This is a genomic window from Sulfitobacter sp. (assembly GCF_041552635.1).
Taxonomy (GTDB): domain Bacteria; phylum Pseudomonadota; class Alphaproteobacteria; order Rhodobacterales; family Rhodobacteraceae; genus Sulfitobacter.
Genome location: NZ_JBFEKM010000278.1, coordinates 1 through 3,305 on the forward strand (window position 1 = coordinate 1; position 3,305 = coordinate 3,305).

The following is a 3,305-nucleotide window of genomic DNA, read 5'->3' on the forward strand; positions in this document are numbered from 1 at the left end:
ACCCTGCCGGTCAATGATCAAGGCCCATTGTTGTAACATGCATTGGGTGGCTCCTCTCATAAGCAGTTCATAGCAACTGCACTATGGCGCATTGCGACGCCGATTGATGCAGGAGCCATCCACCCCATCCGCACAGCGGGCATCGTGAGCCTCCGCCTTTGAAACATTCCATTTCTTCCTAAAGATTAGAGTGCTGCGTCCACCTGTCGAGGCCAGCGAGCCTAACGGCCATTCAGCATCTGTACGACTGACGGCAACTTTTGAGGCCAATTATGAGTGATGCCGCCCAGCTGACAAATGGCAACAGCGGGTGGAGAGGCGAAATTTTCCTACACGATACACCAAGGATCGCGTTTTGAGGAAAATCGCCTGAAGATGCTGTCTCAGTGATCCATGTAAGCTGAGTAAATGCCGAATGCACCGACCAGAACCAAACTCAGTGCCCAAACGATATCCATATTAAACCATGTCCGCGAAAGAAACTTGAGGCCAAGCCAAAAATAGATCGCCATGGCGATCAGCCCGCCTGCGATTGTCATGGAGAAGGTGTGTACAGCTGCAACTGCAAATGCCGTAAAGATAGTATCACCCATCAGGTTTTGCGCCGCAAGGTGACCGGTCTCGGTCGCGCCAATGGCGCAGATGCCAAGATAGATCGGAACCAACATGAGCCCCGCGCCATGTGCCAACGCCGCGAGAAATGACCAAAGTGCCAAGCGCGCCGGGTGAACCCGCGCCAAGAATTTCGGGTGCCGCCTGTTGATAACGAGATAAATACCCATTGCCATGACCAAAAAGCCTGCTGCAATGCGAATTTCGACCTCCCACTCGATCAGCACGACCATCAAGGTAAACGGTAGTAAAATGCCGATCATGGCGAGAAAATGTCCAAGGGCCAGCATAGCTAATGCCTTTGGCATGGCTTTCGGGTTCCGCTCCATCAATGCTGCGGAGACGGCAAGCGGCCAGCCCATTCCGGGGTTTATCCCATGGTAGAGGCCAGAAAAAATGACGGCCCCCCAGAGGGCCGCCACAGAAGAAAATCCGTCGCTCATTCAGACAGACGGGTAGCAAAAGCTGTCAGTAGAGCAGTCCCCACCTTCAAGCCGGATCTGGTGCGCACGAAGACCCTTCGGAAAATCGATGTAGAAATCATTGTTTAGCGACAGCCCACCGTTTTCACCCACATCGGCCATCACCATCTGTCCGCCCTCGTCGTCGGGGTAAAACTGGTCGTCCCATGTGGAATACAGCGAGTTGGTCCAGTACACGCGCTTTCCGTCGCGGCTGATCTCGACCATCTGCGGCCCGTACGCAAAGGGTTTTCCGTTGGTGTGTTTTTCACCCTTGGCGATACCGCCCAATTCGACTTTACCCGCAAGCACGGGGTGCATCGGATCGCTGACATCATACTGGTGCATCTCGCCCAAGCCCCAGCACGCCACATAAAGGTATTTGTCATCCAAACTGAGGTCGATGTCCGTGACCAGCGGCGGCACAGCGCCAAAGCCTTGCAGCAGGGGGGGCAGGTTCGCGGGGTCTTCGGGGCGCGGATCAATGGTAATGGTTTTTTTTGATTGCCAAACGCCATCATCATCGCGCCACCAAGTAAAGATTGCGCCTTGGAGGTTGGTCGTATCCACGACAACGCCGCAGAAACCATATGACTTTTTGGGATCATGCGCGGGGCGGATTTCCAGTGCCATCTGGTAGTTCTCGCCAAAATCCATCGTTTGAATGTTCTTGCGCGCGCGCAAATCCCAGAAATGGATGGAGTGACCGTATTTGTTGGACAGCAAATCCTCGGGTACAATGCCATTTTCAAACTGCGGCGGCAGGCCCCATTCGGAGCTGACCATGTAGTCCTGCGGCAGGTTCCACCAGAAATCGTAGTGTTTGTCTTGCTTGCCGCGATCCATTTCGTATTGGCCGACGATCTCGAAGGTTTCGCAATCCATGATAAATATCCCCGGAGGGCCGTCAGTGCCGTCCTCGCCGCCGCCGCCAAGGCATGAGACATAGATGCCTTCGGGTCCGCAATGGATCGTGTGCGGGCGCGAATAACCGGTCTTGGCAAATAGTTCTTCAGGCTCGATCGTCTTGTGAATATGGGCTTTGAGCGGATTTTTGACGTCGATAACATAGATGCGCGAAGAGCGAATGCCCGGCACGATCAAGTACCGCCGCTCAAGGAAAGCATGCCCCGACAGTGGGGAAAGAGAAGATGAACAGGCGTTCCAGCCAAAGTGGTGAAATTCGTCGCCTTTGTTGGGAACAATCACCTGATGTACGATCTGGCCATAGGTGTCTGATCCGGGCATAAGGTCAATGACGGCGATGCCATCGGACTGTGAACCATCAGGGCTCAGCATTACGGTAAAGGCATAGTTTTCAATAGGTGCTTCCATCGCGAGCTTTGGCGATGCGTGGAATGTGGGGTCAGGTCTCAGATTCATATCGTTCCTCCCAGTTAGAAATGAATGCCCTGTTGGGTCTGTTTTTGTTTGGGCCTCTTTCGGATATTTGGAAAAGCGCTTGTTCACGTAGCAACTGCTGACACCAGAACGCTAACACCAAACTTAACCAAACTCCGAGTCAAAATTTGATGAGGTCCAAAGTGTTGGCCGTTGAGTGGTATCGCTAGGATATTAGTTCAGAAGTGCTGTTAAAAAATCGTCTCTTTTATCAAACAGTGCTATTTACATACCCTATGGGAAGTTGTGCCATATACAGCTTTGTCAGCAGCGCCGCCGCTCGTCTAACGCCTCGACGCTGATATTACTTGCAGACGCGGCTAAAGGCAGGTTCGAGCCCACACCTCCGCAATTCTTCAGTGCGGCGAATGTCGGCTTAAGGTGTGCGGGCGGCATTTGCGATCTGGTTCATGTGGCGCATGTCGGTGCCACAACAACCGCCCAAAACCTGAATATGGGGAAACTTTGCCTGATATCGGATAACTGCACGCCCAACTCCGTCGGTTTCATGCTTTCAGATTAGGAGGACATTAGCTCTTTGTCATCGCCAAAGCGGACGCATCGACGCTTGCCGCCAACGGCAGAAATAGCGCGCATAGTTGACTTCAAAAAGATTTCGGATTTCAGGCGCGATAACAGCAAAGCAATCCGCAAGGTGTGCAGTCAGTTTGTGATGTTATGTCGTCATGCCGGTCTGTTGAACGGTGACGGTGTTGCGATTGATGGCAGCAAGTTCAAAGCGGTGAACAACCGGGATAAGAACTTCACGCCTGCCAAGGTGAGGCGGCGACTGTCGGACATTGAAACCAGTATCGAGCGCTACCTTTCCAA

Annotated in this window: 2 protein-coding genes and 1 pseudogene; 1 reads left to right on the forward strand and 2 read right to left on the reverse strand. The window is 52.9% G+C overall.

Features of this window, described 5'->3' with window-relative positions; genetic code table 11:
- Positions 1-383: 383 nt before the first annotated feature.
- The gene (locus tag ABYT07_RS19960) at positions 384-1,055 is read right to left on the reverse strand and encodes a hypothetical protein (RefSeq protein WP_372993758.1); all 672 of its coding nucleotides are present in this window, start codon (positions 1,053-1,055) and stop codon (positions 384-386) included.
- Positions 1,056-2,456, reverse strand: a complete 1,401-nt coding sequence (locus ABYT07_RS19965; RefSeq protein ID WP_372993759.1) for a selenium-binding protein SBP56-related protein — start codon at positions 2,454-2,456, stop codon at positions 1,056-1,058.
- A gap of 616 nt (positions 2,457-3,072) precedes the next feature.
- Here ABYT07_RS19965 and ABYT07_RS19970 point away from each other — a divergent pair.
- A pseudogene (locus ABYT07_RS19970) lies at positions 3,073-3,305 on the forward strand (IS5/IS1182 family transposase); the annotation flags it as partial.

Bases quoted from the DNA above. Each gene is read 5' to 3' on its own strand.
- ABYT07_RS19960 (WP_372993758.1), bottom strand. From the start codon at position 1,055: ATGAGCGACGGATTTTCTTCTGTGGCGGCCCTCTGGGGGGCCGTCATT.
- ABYT07_RS19965 (WP_372993759.1), bottom strand. From the start codon at position 2,456: ATGAATCTGAGACCTGACCCCACATTCCACGCATCGCCAAAGCTCGCG.